This is a genomic window from Weizmannia acidilactici (genome assembly GCF_008974185.1).
GTDB lineage: Bacteria > Bacillota > Bacilli > Bacillales > Bacillaceae_C > Weizmannia > Weizmannia acidilactici.
The window spans coordinates 83,423-103,461 of sequence record NZ_BKZP01000003.1; the positions used below are offsets into that span (position 1 = coordinate 83,423).

Consider the following 20,039-nt stretch of genomic DNA (forward strand, 5'->3'; position numbering starts at 1 on the left):
TTCTAATTAAGATTGCTTGAAGTGAATTAAAGACGGAAAATAATCCAATATTTTCTTACACCTTTACTCCTAAGAGCACATTTATTGAAATTATATAATTATTATGCAAAAAAATATCATACCTATACTTTTTATGTTTGGTCATCTCAATTACAAAAAATCCACAAAGCTGTTCCTAAACTTCATATGCAAAACAGAACCAATAATAAATAAGATAATGGTTGCCCCCCAAAAATATAGCGTATAATGCAGGTGCTCAACCAAATACCATCCCATATTCCCAAGTAGTGCAGAACGATAGCCTTCAATAATATAGTAGTACGGATTTAGCTTTAAAATAAAAGCAATACTGCCCTTTAAAGTGGATGGATTCCATAATACAGGCAAAATATAAATCATCATTCTCATGATTGCCTGAACGATATTCTGTACATCCCTTACAATTGTCGCTAACGTGGAAGTGATAAGAGATAATGACAATGTAAAAATAAACACGCAAATCATATAATAAGGCAGTTCAAGATAGTATATGGAAACTGGATATCCTTGAAACTGCAAAATAATGATAACAATTGCCAGTAGCAACATATGCTGGTAAAATTTTGACATAATTACATAACTTGGAATAGCGCTCATCGGAAAATTCATTTTTGCAACCATCCGTATCCGCGAATAAATGGATCTGGAGCCTTGCAATACGGCAGGGCTGATAAAAAACCATATGGAAGCCCCGGCAAACAACCAAGGAACATATCCTGGACGAGGATGCCCTCCCCTTAAACCAAACCCGAAAACGAACCAGTAAATGGAAAGCTGGATCATTGGATTAATAACTTCCCAGAGGATACCCAAATAATTATTACGGTTTTCGCTTCTAACCTCATACATGGAAAGGCGAAGAATTAAATAAAAGCTGTTTATTTGCTCTTTTATAACAGTAATGGTCGATTTCATAACTCTTTCCTTTCTGCAAATACATGTTCAACAACGCGCTGAGTTGATTTTCCGCATTCCAAATAACAGAATTTTTTATAAAAATCGCCAAATGAATCCGGCAGTTTATACCCAGCAGTATTGATCTTTTTAATTTCATCAATGACTTGCGCGGTTGTTGTAACAAGCGGGCCCGGGGCTTTTTTTTCAAAATCAAAGTAGAAACCGCGTAAACGGTCGCGGTACTCTTCAATATCATAAACAAAAAAGATCACTGGACGCTTTAGGATTGCATAATCAAAAAATACAGATGAATAGTCGGTTATTAAAAGATCCGAAATTAAATATAATTCCGAGATATCTTCATGATTTGAGAAATCATACGCAAACCCCTTATAAGGCCCTAAGTCTAATTTTTCAGCAACTAAATAGTGCATCCGTAAAATGACAATATACTCTTCCTCCAGCTGCTGTTTCATGAATTCTAAATCGAGATTCAAATCAAATTTATACTTACCTTTTTGATAAAATTGATTATCCCGCCAAGTAGGGGCATATAAAATCACTTTCTTATCCCGCGGCAGCCCATATTTTCTTTTTAAAACACCCACGTATTCCGGGTTGTTGTTTTTTACAAGAACATCATTACGGGGATAACCCGTTTCCAACATCGTTTTCTTGAATTGGAATGCCCTGCGGAATATTTCAGTAGAATACGCATTAGGTGATATTAAATAATCCCAGTTGCCCGCTTCTTTAATAAAGTTTTTTTTATAATTTTCAGTTGTGGTACCCGGCATATGGACCTCATCCATATCAGTTGCCAATTTTTTTAATGGTGTGCCATGCCAAGTCTGAAGATAAATGGTATGCTTAGGCTTTGGGATCCATAACGGCAATCTGCTGTTTGTTACCCAGTAATGTGCTCTTCCCATTACAAAAATCCACTTTGGGGAAAGCCTTTTAATATAATGAAGATCTTTGTTTTTAAAGTTATGTAGAAAATTTTTATGGGCGCTCCAGTAGCAAATATAATCGGGATAATGTTCACTTATATATTCATAAATTGCCCGGGGATTATCGCTGTACTGCTTGCCCTGAAAGCTTTCAAAAATAATTAAATTTTTTTTAACCGGGAGTTTTCCTATCATAAAAAAAGCCAAAAAATAAATCGGCTGAATGAATTTTTTCTTAATTAATGTTACCAGCTTTTGCTTCATTATACATACATCCTTATATAAGCACGAAAAATCAAATTATTGGTTGCTGACCTTCCTGTTTATTTTCCTGATAATATAAATATTGGACCAAATTCCTGCTTGCATGGCCGGTAGAATAAGTATTCCAAGCTTTTGAAAACTCTTTAATCCGATTAAAATCAAATTGAAAATTTTTGATAAGGTCAATGATTTCCCCTGTATGATAAGCAATCGGCCCCGGCACCAATTGATTGTATGGCTCCCAAAAACCACGTGTGGCTTGATAATTTTCAAGATCATACGGATAAAAAATCATCGGGCGGTTTAATATAGAAAATTCAAAAGGGATCGAAGAATAATCTGTAATTAAAATATCGGTAATCAATAAAAGTTCATTGACGTCATCGTCTTCGGAACAATCAACGACAAAATCAGGATACTGTGACATACCTGTACTTTTTTTAATAGCAGGATGCAATTTTACGATTAAAGCATATTCATCATGTAACGCTTCGTACATCTGTTTTATATCCAATTTCATTTCAAATGTCTCAATTTGACCATCACGAAACGTTGGTGCATACAGAATCACTTTTTTATTCACCAAAGCGGGATACTTGTAATAAATCTGTTCAATAACATCTTTTTTCTTATTCTCATTAAAAAAAAGATCGGTCCGCGGAATGCCCGTATAAAGAAAATTTTCAGGAGAAAGCCCGAACGCCCTCATAAAAATACGCTTCATTTTCTCAGAACCAACCACAACATGATCAAATTGTGCATACACTTTTTTAAATCTTTTCAGAGCGCCTTTGCTCCGTTTATGAATATTTTTATCTTCCAGGCCGAATGTTTTTATGGCTCCTGCGGCATGCCATAATTGGATGCATTCCACCTCTTTTTTAAAACGGACAGCTGCCAGAAAGCCATAGTAATTATCCACAATCACAAATTGGGAAGTGGCAATATGGTACACACTGCCGATAAAATGCCACGGATTTTTCGGCTCAAAAAGAAATACTTTCCCTTGCCGGACTTCTTTAACCACCTGCTGATAGCAAGAAGAAGTGCAAACGAAAGTAACTTGATACGGATTTGAATGCTTGTTCAATTCTTCATATACATGTAAACTATTTTGCTTAAATGAAGCAACGAATGTAACTTTTCTTTTTACCGGAAATATACTGCACATCAAAAAGATGATCCGGAAAAGCAATAAGTATAAAGAAATAAACAGTTCCCTAACCATTTTTCACGGAGAAAAGATCCTGCTTAATTTTTGTAGTTGAAATTCCGACTGTTCTCGGCAAATAAACCACTTCACAGTAATCCTTCAGATAGTCAAATTTGCCTTTCCAGTCATCGCCCATGACAAATATATCCACATGGTGCCTTTTAATATCGTCTATTTTTTGTTCCCAAGTGTTTTCCGGAATTACTTCGTCAACATAACGGATCGCTTCCAGAATTAATTTCCGGTTTTCGTAGCTGTGGTATGATTTTTTATTTTTAATTTCGTTAAATTCATCCGTTGAAAGGCCGACGATTAAATAATCGCCCAACTCCCTTGCGCGTTTTAATAAATTGATATGCCCCCAATGAAGAAGGTCAAATGTTCCGTATGTGATCACCTTTTTCATACAGTTCTCTCCCTGTTAAGTAATAGGCATTAATTTTTCATAATGTGACATCTTCTATTATTTTTCCCCAATCTTTTCTCATTATATGTCTATTTACATTAGAATTCAAATACTTCTTTAAAAAGTGTCAAGCTGGTTCTATCTCAAAATGGTTCCAGACTATCTATTTTAAGCTTTATCAAATTTTTACTGTTTCTTCCACCGGAGTCCTTTCGCTTTTCACGTATAAGTCCCGCATATCTCACGAGATATCTAATCATATCGCCATTGCCTTTTTAAAACAGGTTCCCCCTGCATTTGCAGGAGGAAGCCTGTTAATTGTGCTCAGCGCGCCAGGCTTTCCATTTGTTTTTCCATTCTTGCCCGGTCGCGTTCCAAAATCGGTTTTAAATATTTTCCGGTATATGAGGCCGGATTGTCGGCGACTTTTTCCGGGGTGCCGGTGGCGACAACCGTTCCGCCGCCTTCCCCGCCTTCAGGGCCGAGGTCGATAATATAATCGGCTGTTTTGATGACATCCAGGTTATGCTCGATCACAAGAACGGTATCGCCGTTGTCCACCAGCCTTTGCAGCACATCCAATAGCTTGGCAATATCATGGACATGGAGGCCGGTTGTCGGTTCATCCAAAATGTAGAAAGAACGGCCGGTCGAGCGCCTGTGCAGTTCGGAAGCGAGTTTCACACGCTGGGCTTCGCCGCCGGACAATGTTGTTGCCGGCTGCCCGAGTTTGATATATCCGAGGCCGACGTCGAATATCGTTTGCAGCTTCCGCTTGATTTTCGGGATGTTTTCAAAAAAGGCAATCGCATCTTCGACCGTCATATCGAGCACATCGGCAATATTTTTGCCTTTGTATTTCACTTCGAGCGTTTCGCGGTTATACCGTTTCCCGTGGCACACTTCACACGGTACGTATACATCCGGCAAAAAGTGCATCTCAATTTTGATAATCCCGTCGCCGTGGCAGGCTTCACAGCGGCCGCCTTTTACATTGAAGCTGAAGCGGCCTTTTTTATAGCCGCGGATTTTCGCCTCATTGGTGGACGCGAACACTTCGCGGATATCATCGAACACGCCGGTATAGGTGGCAGGGTTCGAACGCGGCGTCCTTCCGATCGGAGACTGGTCAATGTCGATCAGTTTGTCCAAATGTTCGATGCCTTTGATTTCTTTATGGGCGCCCGGCTTCGCTTTTGCGCGGTACAATTTTTGCGCAAGCCCCTTATACAGGATTTCGTTTACGAGCGTGCTTTTTCCGGAACCGGACACACCTGTAACGGCAATAAACGTACCGAGCGGAAATTTGACATTGATATTTTTTAAATTGTTTTCCTTAGCCCCCCTGACCTCAATAAAACGGCCGTCCCCTTTCCGGCGTTTGGCAGGCAGCGGAATAAATTTCTTTCCTGACAAATATTGTCCGGTCAGCGAATCCGGGTTCGCCATCACTTCCTGCGGCGTTCCCGCTGCAACGACCTGTCCGCCGTGGACGCCCGCCCCCGGTCCGATATCGATTAAATAATCGGCGGCGAGCATCGTATCCTCATCATGCTCCACGACAATCAGGGTATTGCCGATATTGGCCATTTCTCTGAGCGTTGCAATCAGGCGGTCATTGTCGCGCTGATGCAGTCCGATCGACGGTTCATCAAGAATATACAACACCCCTGTGAGCCGCGAACCGATCTGCGTGGCGAGGCGGATACGCTGCGCTTCCCCGCCGGAAAGTGTCCCGGCAGAACGGCTCAATGTCAAATAATCGAGGCCGACATTGACCAAAAAACCGAGGCGGGAATCAATTTCGCGGAGAATCAGCCTTGCGATTGCCTGCTCTTTTTCCGTCAAATCCAAATGTGTGAAAAAATCGCGGGCTTCCGCAATCGAATAATCCGTGATTTCGCTGATATGTTTCCCGTTGATTTTCACTGCAAGGCTTTCCGGTTTCAGGCGGTAGCCTTTGCATTTCGGGCACGGCTGCTCGGCCATGTATTTTTCCATCTGCTCGCGCGTAAAATCGGAGCTTGTCTCGTGATAACGGCGTTCAATATTGCGGATCACGCCTTCAAACTCAATATAGTTGTCGCGCACCTGGCCGAAATCATTTTCATAATGGAAATAAATTCGTTCCGTGCCCGAGCCGTATAAAATTTTATCCATCTGGTGCTTCGGCAAATCTTTTACCGGTGTGTCCATGTCAATGCCGAAATGTTCGCACACGCATTTTAAAAGCTGCGGGTAATATTTCGAACTAATCGGCTCCCACGGGGCAATCGCGCCTTCGTTTAATGTCAGCGACCAGTCGGGGATCACAAGATCGAGGTCGACTTCCAGCTTCGAGCCGAGCCCGTCGCATTCCTGGCAGGCGCCGAACGGGCTGTTGAACGAAAACATGCGCGGCTCGAGCTTGTCAATTGAAAAACCGCATATCGGGCAGGCGAAATGCTCGCTGAACAACAGCTCTTCCTCGCCGATCACATCGATGATGACGCGGCCGTCAGCAAGCCGCAGCGCCGTTTCAAGGGAATCGGCAAGACGGGATTGCACCCCATCTTTTACAACAATCCGGTCTACCACAATATCAATGGAATGCTTTTTATTCTTGTCAAGATCGATGTCTTCACCGAGGTCGTGCATTTCGTGATCGATGCGGACACGGACGAAACCCTGCTTTTTAATATTTTCGAGCATTTTGACGTGCTGGCCTTTTTTCCCCGATACGACCGGGGCCAGCACCTGCAGCCGCGTCCGCTCCGGATATTCCATGATGCGGTCGACCATCTGCTCGACCGTCTGCGAAGCAATTTCGATACCGTGGTTTGGGCAGATCGGCCGTCCGATGCGGGCATATAGCAGCCGCAAGTAATCGTAAATTTCCGTTACGGTCCCGACGGTGGAACGCGGGTTGCGGCTCGTTGTCTTCTGGTCAATCGAAATCGCGGGGGACAGCCCTTCGATTGCATCGACATCCGGTTTGTCCATCTGCCCTAAAAATTGGCGGGCATATGCGGATAGCGACTCCACATAGCGCCGCTGCCCTTCCGCATAAATTGTATCGAACGCCAATGAGGACTTGCCGGAGCCGGATAATCCCGTCAGCACGACAAGCTGGTCCCGCGGCAGTGTCACATCAATATCTTTTAAATTATGGACGCGGGCCCCTTTTACTTCTATTTTATCTAATACCATTGTGGTCATCCTTCCGCTTTCAGTTCTAAAAGGGCATCACGGAGCTGCGCGGCCTGTTCGAAATCAAGCGCTTTTGCCGCTTCTTTCATTTTCGCTTCCAGTTCCGCAATCAGCCGCATACGTTCTTCTTTCGTGAGCGGCTTCTTCTCTTCTTCCGTTTCATAAGCTGCTGGTTCCTCCGCCGCGTAAGTCGCATGGATCGCATTGCGGATGTCTTTTTGGATTGTTTTCGGAATAATGCCGTGCTTTTTGTTGTACGCTTCCTGCACGGCACGGCGCCGCTTCGTCTCATTGATCGCCTTTTCCATGGATTCTGTGATCGTATCGGCATACATAATTACCTGGCCGTTCGCATTCCGTGCGGCGCGGCCGATCGTCTGGATCAGTGAGCGTTCGGAACGTAAAAACCCTTCTTTATCGGCGTCAAGAATCGCGACAAGCGACACTTCCGGGATGTCCAACCCTTCGCGCAGCAGGTTGATGCCGACAATTACATCGTATTTGCCGAGGCGGAGATCGCGGATGATTTCAATCCGCTCGAGCGTCTTCACTTCAGAATGGAGATACTGGACTTTGATGCCCACTTCTTTTAAGTAGTCCGTTAAATCTTCCGCCATTTTCTTCGTCAACGTTGTGACAAGCACGCGCTCATTTTTTGCAATCCTGTCCTGGATTTCCCCGAGCAGGTCGTCGATTTGCCCTTCGATCGGGCGCACGTCGATTTTCGGATCCAAAAGGCCTGTCGGGCGGATGATCTGTTCCACCATTTTCGGTGTATGCTCCAGTTCATACGGCCCCGGTGTTGCGGAAACGCAAATCATCTGGGAAATATGTTGTTCAAATTCCTCGAACCGGAGCGGCCGGTTATCGAGCGCGGACGGCAGCCGGAAGCCGTGATCGACAAGGACCTGCTTACGTGCCCTATCCCCATTAAACATTCCCCTGATTTGTGGAAGCGTAACATGGGACTCATCAATGACGAGCAGAAAATCTTTTGGGAAGTAGTCCAGTAGCGTGTAAGGCGTCGAGCCGGGCGGGCGCAGCGCCAAATGGCGGGAATAATTTTCAATGCCTGAGCAGAAGCCCATTTCCCGCATCATTTCCAAATCATATCTGGTCCGCTGCTCAAGGCGCTGTGCTTCCAGAAGTTTTCCGTTGTCGCGGAGCTCTTTCAGCCTTTCTTCCAGTTCCGCTTCAATATTGCGTATCGCAATTTGCATCTTCTCATTGCGCGTGACGAAGTGGGAGGCAGGAAAAATGGCAACATGCTCCCGGTCCCCGATGATTTCACCCGTCAGTGCATCCACTTCACGGATCCGGTCAATCTCATCGCCAAAAAACTCGACGCGGATGCAATGTTCATCGCGGGAGGCCGGGAAGATTTCGACGACATCACCGCGCACCCGAAACGTCCCACGCTGGAAGTCGATATCATTGCGGGCGTACTGGATATCGACAAGCCTTCGTAAAAGCTGGTTCCGCTCGATTTCCATTCCCGTCCTGAGGGAAACGACCAGTTCGCGGTATTCTTCCGGCGAACCCAAGCCGTAAATGCATGATACGCTTGCGATAATGATGACATCATTTCGTTCAAACAAGGCCGATGTTGCCGAGTGACGCAGTTTGTCAATTTCATCATTGATACTCGCATCTTTTTCGATATACGTATCGGTTTGCGGCACATACGCTTCCGGCTGGTAATAGTCATAGTAACTGACAAAGTACTCGACCGCGTTGTTCGGGAAAAACTCCTTAAACTCGCTGTACAGCTGCCCGGCCAATGTTTTGTTATGGGCGATAACGAGCGTCGGTTTATTGACTTCTTTGATCACATTGGAAATCGTAAACGTTTTGCCCGTACCAGTTGCCCCAAGCAAGGTCTGTACTTTTTTGCCTGCACGGACGCCTTCGACAAGCTGGCGGATCGCTTCCGGCTGGTCTCCCTGGGGCTGATATTTCGAAACAAGTTCAAAAGCACGCTGTTCCATTCATGTGCCTCCTCATTTACAATCGGCTTTTATTTCAAACCATTAAAGGTGGTGCATCGTCTTTCGGTCTTTTTATTTTAACACATATCTACTTGCATCACCAACAAAAAGCGAACAAACTTTCCCTTTTCTTTCCATGCGAAAGAACGGTAAGGCCATTCCCCTACCGCATGATTAGCTTTGCTTCCCCTTTTTCTTCTTTTCCCTCTGTATCATTGTATTAGCAAAATAAAATCCGATTGTCAAAGAAGCTGCATCCATAATGTATACCGGCCATGTGCGCGTATACCCTTTGTAAACCGAAGCGACAATGAGCGCGACCGTCAGTACTAAACCGATCAGCTGGTTGAATGTGACCCTCGTAAAAAAGATGACAAGAAAGCACGGAAAAAAAGCGGCCGCAAACAGTTGTATGATCATAATCACCCCACTCCAAGCCAATTCTCCCCATTATCCTTATTGTTGAACAACAGGCTTGAAAATACAAGAAAAATCATTGAAAATGAATTATTTTTTGAATTCATTTTCAATGATTTCGTTCGTAATCACGCGCAGCTCGCTATGTTCAATAAAACGTTCCGAAAGCAGGTCAGGCAGGATGGAATCCAAAAAATATCGGACGGAAGCCATTTCCGAAAACTGCAGGATCGTCCGCAATGATTCCTCGTAAATCTCCAAAAACAGTGGTTCCGGATTCCCTTTTTGGATTTCCCCAAAAGACTCGTAAAGCAGATCGACTTTATCCGCAACCGATAAAATTTTTCCTTCGAGCGTATCATCTTTGCTTTCTTTGAACAAATTCAAATAAATGGCCCGGTATTCTTCCGGGAACACGCCGTTAATGAAGTTCTTTGTCATTTCCTCTTCCACCTGGCTGAACAGCTGGTGAAGCTCTTTTGACGAGTATTTGACTGGCGTTTTGATATCGCCCGTAAACAGCTCCGGATAATCATGGTTGAGCGCCTTCTGGTAGAGCAGGCGCCAGTTGACTTCATTTCCAGCATGCTCTTCCACATGGCCGAAAAACTGGGCAATTTTGGCCACTTTAAATGAATGGCTGGCCACCGAGTGTTCCTGAAATTTAAACTTTCCCGGGCAGCGGTAAATTTTTTCCAAATCTGATAAGCTTTTAAAATATTGATGGACTCCCATCTTGCTCCCTCCTTGCTGTTTGTCCAACATTAACCGTAAAACTTCCCTTTTTGTATGCTATGCAAAACAAAAGGGAACGGCTTTTGATATTCTCACTATTCTAAAAAAAAAATAAACCCAGCGTCAAGCAACTGGATTTATCTTCTCACATGGTTATCGGTTTAAGTCGACGATCGTACCGGTTTTTAAATAGACGATCCATTCGCATACATTTGTGACATAATCCCCGATCCGCTCGAGGTGCTGGAGAACGAGGATCATAAACGATGCGTGATGGATATTTGCTTTATTTTGCTTCATATCTTCCATCAGCTCGTTAAAAATGATCCGGAAATCGCGGTCGATCTGATCGTCCTGTTTGGAAACTTCCACCGCTTTTTCTTCATTAAGGGTGATATAAGCACTCAAGCCTTCATGTACCATCTCTTTGACGGTTTCCGCCATTTCCGGGATCCGGGCAAATGGTTTTAAATAAAGGTCATTCTTTAATTCAATCGCAATTTTTGCGATGTTCACCGCATGGTCGCCCATCCGTTCCAAGTCGGTGACCACTTTCAGCATCGTGCCGATCCGCCGCAGATCCGTCCCGACCGGCTGCTGGGTAGCTATCAGTTCAAAACATTTCTTTTCGATATCAACTTCATATTGGTTGATCGCTTTGTCATTCTCTATGACCGATTGTGCCAGGACGGTATCGTTTTCTGTAAAAGATTTTACGCTTTTATAGATGGCCTCTTCGACAAGCAGCCCCATTCTCAACAAGCTTTCGTGCAATTCCTGCAGGTTTTCTTCAAATAATTTCCGCGCCACCATTGTCCCGCCTTTCTATTAACCGAAACGCCCTGAAATATAGTCTTCGGTTTGTTTCGATTTTGGATTGGTAAACATTGTATTCGTTTCAGCATATTCCACGACCCTGCCGTTCAAAAAGAATGCCGTATGGCCAGAAACCCTTGCCGCCTGCTGCATGTTATGGGTGACGATCACAATCGTATAGTTGTTTTTCAATTCCAGGATCAGTTCTTCAATTTTTGCTGTTGAAATCGGATCAAGCGCCGACGCCGGTTCGTCCATTAAAATAATGCCCGGTTCGACCGCCAGCACCCTGGCAAGCACGAGTCTTTGCTGTTGGCCGCCGGAAAGCCCCATCGCTGACGTGTGGAGCCGGTCTTTTACTTCATCCCACAAAGCGGCCTGGCGCAAACATTTTTCAACAATGTCATCGAGCACACGCTTCTTTTTCACGCCATGGATGCGCGGGCCGTACGCGACATTATCGTAAATGGACATTGGAAACGGGTTCGGACGCTGGAACACCATGCCGACATTTTTCCTCAAGCTTACTACATCCGTTTTCGGGGCATAAATATTCTCGCCGCCGATGAAAATATTCCCTTCTGCGCGAAATCCGGGGACCTGGTCGTTCATCCGGTTCAACGTGCGGAGAAACGTCGATTTTCCGCATCCGGACGGCCCGATCAATGCCGTCACATGATTTTGTAAAATATCGAGATTGATATCATACAGTGCCTGAAAGTCCTTGTAAAAAACATTCACATGTTCGGCGCGGATCAGTGTTTTGTTTTCCGTTCTCTCTTCCGTCATTGTCGCCATTTTGCCTTCTCCTTTTTGCTCCCAAAATTTACCCAAAATTCCCGGATAAATAGTCCTCGGTTTGTTTTTTCTTCGGATTCGTAAACATTTGTGAAGTTTCCCCCGCTTCAATCAGTTCGCCCATGTAAAAGAAAGTGGTGATATCGGAAATGCGCGCCGCCTGCTGCATATTGTGGGTGACGATTGCAACGGTGTATTCTTTCTTCAGTTCCACGATCAACTCTTCGATTTTCCCTGTTGAGACCGGGTCTAATGCCGATGCCGGTTCGTCCAGCAGCAATACTTCCGGATTCATCGCAAGTGCCCTTGCAATGCAAAGCCGTTGCTGCTGGCCGCCTGATAAAGCAAGCGCGGACGTGTGCAGGCGGTCCTTTACTTCGTCCCATAAAGCCGCTTTCTTTAAGCTTTCCTCGACAATTTCTTCAAGCAGCGCTTTTTTGACGCCATGGTGTTTCGGGCCGAAAGCGACATTTTCAAAAATCGATTTGGCGAACGGATTCGGGCGCTGGAACACCATGCCGATATGTTTCCTGACTTCAAATACATCCACACCCGGGCGGTTCAGGTGCTCCCCTTTATAAAGGATATCTCCTTCGATCCGGCAGCCCGCCACTTCGTCATTCATCCGGTTCAGGCTCCTCAAATAAGTCGATTTTCCGCATCCGGACGGCCCGATCAATGCCGTTACCTGATGTTCCGGAAAAGCAAGGCTGACATTTTTAATCGCCGGTTTTTCCCCGTAATAGACATACAAATGTTTCGTTTCCAGCACGATTTTCTGCGCTTTTGGCTCTTGTTCCGGGGATTTGTTTACAGAAAGCGGGGCCGCCGGAATCACTGCTTGTTCTTTTCGGGCTAACATCGATACTACCATTTTCGTTTCCTCCTTCATTAATGCATCGTCATCCGGCGGTGGATCCATTTGCCGATGAACCGCGCGGAAAAGTTAAATACGAGAATGAAAAGGATCAATACCGCAGAAGCACCGCTCGAAACGGCTGCGGCATCCGGCATAATGCCTTCTCCGTTGATTTTCCAAATGTGGACGGCCAATGTTTCAGCCGGCCGGAACGGGTTTAATGGGGAAGTGACGTCGAACGGGTTCCAATTTGTGAAATCCAGATTCGGCGAGCTCATTCCCGCTGTGTAAATGAGGGCGGCCGCTTCTCCGAAAACACGGCCGGATGCCAAAATGATTCCTGTGATAATCCCCGGGAGCGCAGCCGGCAGCATCACCGATTTAATGGTTTCCCACCGCGATACGCCGAGGGCAAGCCCTGCCTCACGCTGTGCCGGCGAAATACCGCGCAGCGAATCTTCCACAACACGCACCATCAGCGGCAAATTGAAAACCGAGAGTGCCAAAGCGCCGGACAGGATTGAAAACCCCCAGCCCATTGACAGGACAAAGAACAGGAAACCGAACAGCCCGACAACAATAGACGGAAGGGATGACAGCACTTCAATCGCGGTCCGGAGCAGGTCCGTGAGCCAGTTCTTTTTCGCATACTCGGCCATATAAATGCCTGCGCCAAGCGCGATCGGAATGCTGATTATCATTGTCAGCACTAATAGATAGAAGGAATTAAACAGCTGCGGCCCGATTCCTCCGCCTTTTGTAAAAGTTTGCGGCGAAGACGTGATAAAAGACCAACTAATATGCGGAACGCCACTCGCCAGAATATAACCGAGCAGCCCGACGAGGATGGCCACGATAAACAGCGCGATCAAATAGAGAACCGATGTTGCGATACGGTCTGCAATTTTTGCTTTCATCATACATTCCTCCTGCGGCCGATAAAGCGGACGATGATTATAAAGACGAGCGACATCAAGAGCAGGATGAGCGCCAGCGTCCAAAGCGCATTATTTTCGACGCTCCCCATGACGGTATTGCCCATGCCCATCGTTAAAATGCTGGTCAATGTCGATGCTGGCTCAAACAACGATTTTGGAATGACAGCCGAGTTGCCGATGACCATCTGGACGGCGAGCGCTTCGCCGAATGCACGCGCCATTCCGAAGATGACCGCCGTTAAAATGCCCGGGCGCGCCGTTCTCAGCACAACTTTATAGATCGTTTGCCAGCGCGTCGCCCCAAGCGCAAGCGATGCTTCCCGAAGCGAATCCGGCACCGCACGGATCGCATCCACCGACAAACTCATCATCGTCGGCAAAATCATGATCGCAAGCACAACTGTTCCTGCAGCAATCCCAAAACCACTTCCCGATATATGTTCCCGGATGAACGGGACAACGGCGCTTAAACCGATGAACCCGTAAACGACCGAAGGAATCCCGACAAGCAATTCAATGACCGGCTGCAATATTTTCTGCCCGGCTTTCGCAGAGATTTCCGTCATAAACATGGCTCCGCCGATCGCCAATGGCGCGCAAATGATGGCAGCCAAAAACGTGACCGCAAAGGAACCGAAAATCATCGGCAGGGCGCCGACCATCGGCTTCCCGGCCGCATTCGTTTTGCCCGGTTCCCAATCCTTGCCGGTAAAAAACTCCAGTACACTGGCATGGTTGACAAAGAAAGTGCTTAAACCTTTCGATGCAACAAAAACAAAAATCGATGCAGCGACAACCGCCATTAAGGCGATGCAGATAAACGTAATGATTTTGCCGCGCCGTTCTATTTTGATTTTCGAACGCGGTTTTGCTTTATGGGCGGCCTGCTCTGTCCACTTGAGTGCATTTTCGCTCATGCTGTTTGTCCCCTTTCATTTCCGGCAGCTGGAAAACGGACAAAGCCGGCGGGTTCTACCGCCGTGCATGTCCCGCATGCCGGTTTGCTGCTCCGGCATCCATTTCCCATTGCGGATATTATTTGTTTGTTACATTTCCTTTTGCATCACGTTCCACTTTCATATCGGAAATGGACATATACCCGAGTTTCGGAACAAGGTTTTTCTGAACTTCATCCGAAAGCATGTAATCAATGAATTTTTTCGTTAACCCTTTCGGTTCGCCGTTCGTATACATGTGTTCATAAGCCCAAATTTTCCATTTGTTTGTTTTGACGTTGTCTTCCGTCGGTTCAACCCCGTCCACTTTTAATGCCTGGACTTTATCGTTGATGTAAGAGAATGCGAGATAGCTGATGGCCCCAGGTGTTTCGCTGACGATTTTTTGAACTGTCCCGGAAGAATCCTGTTCCTGCGCTTTTACAGTCGTTGCGCCATCTAAAGCCCATTTTTCAAACTCTGTTCTTGTGCCGGAGCCTTCCGCACGGTTGATGATGACAATTTTCTGGTCTTTCCCGCCGACTTCTTTCCAGTTTGTAATTTTGCCGGTAAAGATGCCGATTAATTGCTGCTTCGTAATGTTTTTCACGCCGACGCCTTTATTCACAACTGGCGCGAATCCGACTACAGCGACTTTGTGGTCAACGATTTTACTTGCATCAATGCCATCTTTTTCCTCTGCAAAAACATCGGAATTCCCGATTTGGACAGCACCTTCCACAACTTTGCTCAGCCCGGTACCACTGCCGCCGCCCTGTACGTTAATCGTCGCCCCGGCATTGTTATTCATGTATTGTGTCGCGGCTTCCTGCACGAGCGGCTGGAGCGCGGTCGATCCCACTGCAGTAATGCTTTCCTGCTTCGCGCTGCTGCTATTACTGCTGCCGGATTTCTGCGATCCGTTTGCGTTCCCGCATCCGGCCGCAATCACCGCGAAGATGGTTAATAAACTAAATAATGTTGCAAACTTTTTTCTCATTTCATTGCCCCCTGTGTTTTGTTTACTTGCTCCTTACACTATTAAAGATAATGGCCCGGTATTAAGCGGATATGAATGAAATGTTAAGAGTTTGTAAAGATGATAGAAACGGGTGTAAGTTTTTAAAAGATAAGCTGTCACATTTTGGGCAAATTTAATAAAAATAGAAGAACGCAGATTGATTTATAATAGAAGAAGAATTTATTTGAACGGAGGTATTGGATTTGAAATCAGTTGCCATTATCGGGGGCGGGATTACCGGGCTTACCGCATTGTACGAACTTCAAAAACAAATCAAGCGGGCCGGGGCGAAAGTTTCTTTAACATTGGTTGAAGAAAACCCGGAGCTTGGGGGGAAAATCCGGACGATCCGGCACGGGGAATTTACAATGGAAACTGGGGCCGACTCGATTGTTGCGCGGAAAAAAGGGGTGGCCGCCTTTTTAGACGAACTTGGGCTGCAAAACCGGATACGCCATAACGCTACCGGCATCTCGTACCTTTTCCGGGAAGACGGGCTGAAGCCGATCCCCGCTGAAACGGTGTTCGGCATCCCGGCAAGCCTTGACGCGCTTTTCCGCAGCGAACTCGTTTCTACGAAAGGAAAATTGGTTGCATTAAAAGACTTATTTACAAAAAATCAATCTTTCACAAAAGACAGTTCCGCCGGCGAGTTTTTGGAGGCTTTTTTTGGGAAGGAACTCGTGGAAAAGCAAATCGCACCGGTTTTGTCGGGCGTTTATTCGGGCAATTTGCATGAGCTGACTTTGGCGACGACGATGCCGTTTCTCGTTGAATATAAAAACCAATACGGCAGCATTATCAAAGGCTTGTCCGAACATAAGCAGGCCTTTTTGTCGCCGGAGCGGAAAAAATTCGTATCATTCGAAAACGGACTTTCTGAAATCATCGGCCGCTTGGAACAGAAATCGGACGGGGCGGAGATTTTAAAAGGGATAAAAGCCGTTGCACTTGAACGGCGCGAAAACGGGTATGTAGTTGCGTTATCGGACGGGCGGAAACTGGAAGCGGATGTCGTTGTATTGGCGCTGCCGCATGCCGCCGCGCAATTGCTACTCCGGAATGCTGCTTTAGATGAAGAATTTAACAAATTGAAGACAGCTTCGCTGATTAGCGTCTATCTTGGGTTCAATGTGCCGGATGCGGTACTGCCAAATGACGGCACAGGCTTTATTGTTTCGGAAGACAGCGGTCTTATGTGTGATGCCTGCACATGGACAAGCCGGAAATGGCCGCACACTTCGAAAAACGGCCGCCTGCTTTTGCGCCTTTTTTACAAAAGTACGGATCCGGAATGGTTTGGGCGTCTGAATGCGATGGACAAAGACGCGCTCATTAAAACTGCCATGAAAGATGTTGAAAAAGCATTGGGCGTTACCGGTAAACCGGTGGCTGCGGAAGTGACAAAATGGCAGAACAACATGCCGAAATACGATTTAAACCACCGTAAAACGATCGAAGCATTAACCGGAAAACTCGCCGAAAGCGATCCGAATGTGCTGCTGGCAGGCTGCTCCTATTACGGTGTCGGGATTGCCGACTGCATCATGAACGGGAAGAAAACAGCGGAAAAGGTGATAAGGAAATGTCTTTTTGAAGTGTTTAAATAGACAAAAGGAAACCCGCGTAGAAAGGAAATGTCTTTTAGAAGCGGTTAACTAGACAAAAGGAGACCTGCGCCGATTGGGAATGTCTTTTTAAAGCATTCAAATAGACAAAAGGGGCCCTGCGTTGAGGGGAAAATTTTGGAACAAAGCAGTTTGGAAGTGTAATGAAGAAGTGAAATGTCCTTCAGATCCCAAACCCGAAGCAAAGAAATGTCCTTTAGATGCCAGTCCGGGCGCCATTTATGCGGCGTCCGGCCCTTCTTGTGTTCTCGGCAGGGTTACGGTAAACGTGCTGCCCTTTCCTTCTTCGCTTTCGACATGGATTTTCCCGTGGTACGATTCAACAAGATGCTTGACGATGGCAAGGCCGAGCCCGGTGCCCCCGGACTGCCTTGACCGCGCCTTGTCCACCCGGTAAAAACGTTCAAAAATGCGCGGCAAGTCTTTCTTGGAAATGCCGATGCCCGTGTCGCTGACAATCAAATCGAGCTCGCTTTCCCTTTCTTCCAAGCGGATTTCGATCCTGCCTTTTTCGGGCGTATAGGCAATGGCGTTCGTGACCAGATTCAAAATAATTTGCTGCAGCCGGTCTTTGTCCGCTTCCATCATGACCGCTTTCTGCTCCGGCAAAATGAGTTCCAGCTGTTTCTTCTCAATCCTTTTCCGAGTCGTATTGACCGTCTCCATTACCACATCCACGACGTTTAGCTTCTCCGTTTTCAACGGGATGCGGTGCTGCTCGATTTTCGACAAATCGAGAATGTCCGAAATCAACCTATGCAGACGGTCGCTTTCTTCATAAATGATTTGCAAAAATTCCCTGCACGTCTTTTCGTCGTACATCGCGCCGTCTAAGAGCGTTTCCGCAAACCCTTTTACAGATGTAATTGGCGTTTTCAGTTCATGGGATACGTTCGCGACAAATTCGCTGCGGATCTGCTCCAGCCGCCTCGTCTCCGTGACGTCATGCAGTACCGCTACAACGCCGCGCAGTTCCCCATTTTCACCGACATAAGGCGCAATGTGGGCATCTAATATACGTTCTTTCGGAAAATAAAGATGCACTTCATCGTGAAACCGTTCGCCTGTTTTTAAAGAGCGGTCGATCAGCTGGCTGAGCCCGAAGCTTTTTCCCGCTTCAATATGGCGTTTCCCGATCAGCTGGCCGGAAGAAATCCCCGTCATCTCTTCCATTGCCCGATTGACGAGCATAATCCGCCCTGACGTCTGGATGAGCATGACACCGCTGTCCATATTTTCCAAAACGGCAGTCAGCCTTTGCTGGTTTTCCTTGATTTCATCCATCTGCTGTTTTAAATTATGCGCGAGATTATTTATCGCTTTTGTGAGCTGCAGCAATTCTCCGCTTGTTTTTACATGGACGCGGCTGTCATAATCCTTTTCAATGAGGCGGTTGCTGACTTCGATGCTTGCCTCGATCGGGCGCGTAAATTTTCTTGCCATGATATAACTAATCCAGCCGGAAATCAGAAAGGCAAGCACCATCGCGACAGCAAGGCTGAACCACAGCCTCTCCAATACCGTATCAATCCGGTCCAGCGCAATCGAAATACGGACAACAGCCGTGGTCTTCCCGTTTTCTTTCAGCGGTTTTGCCACATACATCATGTTGTACCCGAGCGTATGGCTAAAACGGATCGCCTCCCCGCTGCTTTTATGCTGATAGACAACTTGCTTAAATTCGGGGCGGCTTGCGTGGTTCTCCATTTTCGCCGGGTCATCGTCCGAATCGGCCAGCACTTTGCCGTTCGTATCAATAATGGTAATGCGCGGATCATGGTTTGAATAATAATGCCTGACCTTCTTTTGCAGCACATCCGTCTTGTCTTTTAACGTTTGTGGGCGGAGCGTTTTCATCAAAAGGCCGGCATCCTGGGAAAGCTGCGTCCTCGTCATATCCATATATGTATTTTTAATCAAGTCGGCAACAAAAAAGCCGATGCTGAGCAGTACGGCGGCTAATATTGTTAAAAATGCCAAAGTGAGGCGGATCCATAGTTTGTTCATTGAAAAGCCCTTCCTGTTTAAATACGGACGTCAATTGGCTTCTAATTTGTAGCCGAATCCCCTGACCGTTTTAATATACTGCGGTTGTTTCGTATCTTCTTCAATTTTTTCGCGCAGGTGGCTGATATGCACGTCCACGATTCGTGTATCGCCCGCGAAATCAAAGTTCCAAACGGCATCCAGCAGCTGGTCGCGACTTAAGACTTTCCCAGGGTGATTCGCCAAATATAAAAGCAGTTCAAATTCTTTCGGGGTCAGCTCCAGTTTTTTCCCTTTAAAATAAGCTTCAAATTGTTCCGGCAAAATGCGCAGGTCGCCGATTTCAATGGTTACAGCAGTATCGGCATCTGTTTCTTCTTCCGTTTTTGCCCGCCGCAAAATCGCTTTGACGCGCGCGACGACTTCCCTCGGGCTGAACGGTTTTGTAATGTAATCATCAGCGCCGAGTTCAAGACCCAAAATTTTATCCAGCTCATCGCTTTTTGCCGTAAGCATTAAAATCGGCGTGTTGACTTTTTCCTGGCGCAGCTGTTTGCATACGTCCATTCCGTCCATCCCCGGCAGCATTAAGTCGAGAATGATAAAATCCAGTTTTTCTTTCAACGCCATACCATAGCCTTCTTTTCCGTCATAGGCAGTCAGCACTTCAAAACCGGCCTGCTCCAAATTAAATTTCAAAAGCGTCACAATAGAAGGTTCGTCATCCACAACCAAAACTTTTTTGGCCAACTTTACCCCCCGCTCCCTGTCCTGTTTTTCTTTATTGTATAGTTTAGCGGTTTGAATTGTAAAGCCGGCGGAAAAGTATTTTGTGCGGGCATATCCGGCACCGGGCTCTTTTGATTGAAAGATTCACACCATTCTGCTATATTGGAAATGATCGGTTACAGTATCATTCTTGGGGATGGCTGGGATGATGGGGAGCATAAACACCCG

At 46.2% G+C, this 20,039-nt stretch carries 16 protein-coding genes and 1 pseudogene; 1 reads left to right on the forward strand and 16 read right to left on the reverse strand.

The genetic code is table 11. The features are described from left to right. Window positions 1–150: 150 nt before the first annotated feature. The 14 genes and pseudogenes from BpJC4_RS02175 to BpJC4_RS02240 form a co-directional block, all read right to left on the reverse strand. On the reverse strand, window positions 151–954 hold the full coding sequence (locus tag BpJC4_RS02175; RefSeq protein ID WP_151697484.1) for an ABC transporter permease: 804 nt from the start codon (window positions 952–954) through the stop codon (window positions 151–153). Beyond that, a pseudogene (locus BpJC4_RS02180) lies at window positions 951–2,156 on the reverse strand (CDP-glycerol glycerophosphotransferase family protein); the annotation flags it as partial. The gene BpJC4_RS02175 and the pseudogene BpJC4_RS02180, both read right to left, overlap by 4 nt. A gap of 28 nt (window positions 2,157–2,184) precedes the next feature. Beyond that, the gene (locus BpJC4_RS02185) at window positions 2,185–3,381 is read right to left on the reverse strand and encodes a CDP-glycerol glycerophosphotransferase family protein (RefSeq protein ID WP_151697486.1); all 1,197 of its coding nucleotides are present in this window, start codon (window positions 3,379–3,381) and stop codon (window positions 2,185–2,187) included. After that, complete coding sequence (gene tagD, locus BpJC4_RS02190; protein WP_151679968.1) at window positions 3,374–3,772, reverse strand: glycerol-3-phosphate cytidylyltransferase; 399 nt, start codon at window positions 3,770–3,772, stop codon at window positions 3,374–3,376. Before tagD ends, BpJC4_RS02185 begins: the two co-directional genes overlap by 8 nt. A 324-nt stretch (window positions 3,773–4,096) precedes the next feature. Continuing rightward, complete coding sequence (uvrA, locus tag BpJC4_RS02195; protein ID WP_151679969.1) at window positions 4,097–6,961, reverse strand: excinuclease ABC subunit UvrA; 2,865 nt, start codon at window positions 6,959–6,961, stop codon at window positions 4,097–4,099. A gap of 5 nt (window positions 6,962–6,966) precedes the next feature. Beyond that, the gene (gene uvrB, locus BpJC4_RS02200) at window positions 6,967–8,949 is read right to left on the reverse strand and encodes an excinuclease ABC subunit UvrB (protein WP_151679970.1); all 1,983 of its coding nucleotides are present in this window, start codon (window positions 8,947–8,949) and stop codon (window positions 6,967–6,969) included. A gap of 174 nt (window positions 8,950–9,123) precedes the next feature. Then, the gene (locus BpJC4_RS02205) at window positions 9,124–9,369 is read right to left on the reverse strand and encodes a CsbA family protein (protein ID WP_151679971.1); all 246 of its coding nucleotides are present in this window, start codon (window positions 9,367–9,369) and stop codon (window positions 9,124–9,126) included. Between the two features lie 87 nt (window positions 9,370–9,456). Continuing rightward, on the reverse strand, window positions 9,457–10,101 hold the full coding sequence (locus BpJC4_RS02210; RefSeq protein ID WP_151679972.1) for an HD domain-containing protein: 645 nt from the start codon (window positions 10,099–10,101) through the stop codon (window positions 9,457–9,459). 153 nt (window positions 10,102–10,254) lie between these two features. Beyond that, window positions 10,255–10,914 (reverse strand): phosphate signaling complex protein PhoU, encoded by a 660-nt coding sequence (gene phoU, locus BpJC4_RS02215; RefSeq protein WP_151679973.1) that lies wholly within the window; start codon window positions 10,912–10,914, stop codon window positions 10,255–10,257. Between the two features lie 15 nt (window positions 10,915–10,929). After that, window positions 10,930–11,715: a phosphate ABC transporter ATP-binding protein PstB gene (gene pstB / locus BpJC4_RS02220; RefSeq protein WP_151679974.1), complete on the reverse strand. Its 786-nt coding sequence runs from the start codon at window positions 11,713–11,715 to the stop codon at window positions 10,930–10,932. 28 nt (window positions 11,716–11,743) lie between these two features. Beyond that, window positions 11,744–12,589: a phosphate ABC transporter ATP-binding protein PstB gene (gene pstB, locus BpJC4_RS02225; RefSeq protein WP_151679975.1), complete on the reverse strand. Its 846-nt coding sequence runs from the start codon at window positions 12,587–12,589 to the stop codon at window positions 11,744–11,746. Window positions 12,590–12,606: 17 nt separating this feature from the next. Further along, window positions 12,607–13,491, reverse strand: coding sequence for a phosphate ABC transporter permease PstA (gene pstA, locus BpJC4_RS02230; protein ID WP_151679976.1), 885 nt, complete (start codon window positions 13,489–13,491; stop codon window positions 12,607–12,609). Further along, window positions 13,491–14,429 carry a phosphate ABC transporter permease subunit PstC gene (gene pstC / locus BpJC4_RS02235; RefSeq protein WP_151679977.1) on the reverse strand — a complete coding sequence of 313 codons (939 nt, stop codon included), beginning with the start codon at window positions 14,427–14,429 and terminating at the stop codon, window positions 13,491–13,493. The genes pstA and pstC overlap by 1 nt, the downstream gene beginning before the upstream one ends. A gap of 118 nt (window positions 14,430–14,547) precedes the next feature. Then, a complete protein-coding gene (locus BpJC4_RS02240) occupies window positions 14,548–15,447 on the reverse strand; it encodes a phosphate ABC transporter substrate-binding protein (protein WP_151679978.1) in 900 nt (299 codons plus the stop codon). Between the two features lie 224 nt (window positions 15,448–15,671). Between BpJC4_RS02240 and hemG the strand changes: the two genes are divergently transcribed. After that, the gene (hemG, locus tag BpJC4_RS02245) at window positions 15,672–17,078 is read left to right on the forward strand and encodes a protoporphyrinogen oxidase (RefSeq protein ID WP_151697487.1); all 1,407 of its coding nucleotides are present in this window, start codon (window positions 15,672–15,674) and stop codon (window positions 17,076–17,078) included. Between the two features lie 237 nt (window positions 17,079–17,315). On the opposite strand, the gene pnpS is transcribed toward hemG, so the two are convergent. Beyond that, window positions 17,316–19,103, reverse strand: coding sequence for a two-component system histidine kinase PnpS (gene pnpS, locus BpJC4_RS02250; protein ID WP_151697488.1), 1,788 nt, complete (start codon window positions 19,101–19,103; stop codon window positions 17,316–17,318). A 30-nt stretch (window positions 19,104–19,133) separates the two neighbouring features. Beyond that, window positions 19,134–19,832, reverse strand: coding sequence for a response regulator transcription factor (locus BpJC4_RS02255; RefSeq protein WP_151679981.1), 699 nt, complete (start codon window positions 19,830–19,832; stop codon window positions 19,134–19,136). Between the last annotated feature and the right edge of the window lie 207 nt (window positions 19,833–20,039).